Below are 1,243 nucleotides of genomic sequence, written 5' to 3'. Positions count from 1 at the left end.
GAATTAATTGAAACGAGAAGAGAGAATACGAAAAAGGATTTACCTAATAATTATGTTGCGGTTGATATTAAAACAGCGTCGCTGGTAGGTATTATCATGTGGTGGATAAGGAATGGACTTCACTTTAGTTCAGATTATATTGCAAATCAAATTTATTTCATGTACAAAGGGTAATGAGTTAAAAATATTTTACGTATTGACGCATTGTATTATTAAGTGCGACACCTAAAGAAAAAACAAAAAAGCCCATCTCGCTTCGTATAAAGTAGAAGTTATCACATCACACTCACACGGAAAACTGCCCACGAAGCGTTACAGGAAGAACTGTCGCACTTAGATTGACAAAATGTCTTTAAAGTAAAAAAATGTATTATATAATTTCATATACCGCATGTATATAATAAAATTTTTAAACAAAAGTCCAATCGTTGCACTGTGCGTAGACGAGGATTTGGACTTAATTTTAGGAGAGATATAAGATAAGATATTAATAGAAAGCGATTTCAAATTCTAATTTTGCAAAGTTAGTATCTATACTTGCAAATCTACTTAAGAACAAGTATAGAAAGGGTGTATATCATATATGATATTAGACAATCGAAGTATAAGTATATTACAGCAAATTATTCAAACAGATAGCTATGTTTCTGTATCTCAATTAATGGAATCCATACAGGTTTCAAAGCGAACAATTTATTATGATATGAAGAAAATAGAAGATTGGTTAGTTGCAGAGGATTTAAATTCATATGAATATATTCGCCCTTTAGGCTACTGTTTTGATAATGAAACGAAGCAAAGAGTGATAAAAAAGCTAAATGGATTTACAACAAGCCAATATGAATATTCTCCACAAGAACGAAAAATATTGCTGGTTCTTTATTTACTAACAATGGAGAAAAGGATTCTATTAGAAGACTTAATAGAACTTGTGCAAGTCAGTCGTAATACTGCTCTTGCTGATTTGAAAAAAATAAAAGCAGAGTTAGTGAAATTTCAGCTCTCATTAAACTTTGATCGTAAACATGGCTACAATATTAAAGGGAATGAACATGGAAAACGAAATATATTAATCTTAAATCTTTCGCAAATAATTTCAAAGCATGGATGGGAATATTTAATCTCGCATGTGAAATATATTACGAATGATAATAGAAGTGTAAAAGGTAATAAAGATCACGAGGAACTTATTATAATAAAAAATATTTTATCGAATTGTGAAGAGCTTTTAGGAGTTCAGTAT

Annotated in this window: 1 protein-coding gene and 1 pseudogene; both read left to right on the top strand. The window is 30.1% G+C overall.

All coding sequences use genetic code 11. From position 1 onward, the window contains the following. Positions 1-174: pseudogene (locus KI356_RS26205) on the top strand (TetR/AcrR family transcriptional regulator); the annotation flags it as partial. Positions 175-583: 409 nt separating this feature from the next. Beyond that, positions 584-1,243: HTH domain-containing protein (locus KI356_RS26200; RefSeq protein ID WP_212936905.1), on the top strand; the 660-nt coding region annotated here is incomplete at its 3' end.

The sequence above is a fragment of the Bacillus hominis genome, assembly GCF_018332515.1.
Classification (GTDB): Bacteria; Bacillota; Bacilli; order Bacillales; family Bacillaceae_G; genus Bacillus_A; species Bacillus_A hominis.
The sequence above is the reverse complement of the archived record's forward strand: the minus strand, read 5'-3'. Positions and strand labels throughout refer to the sequence as shown.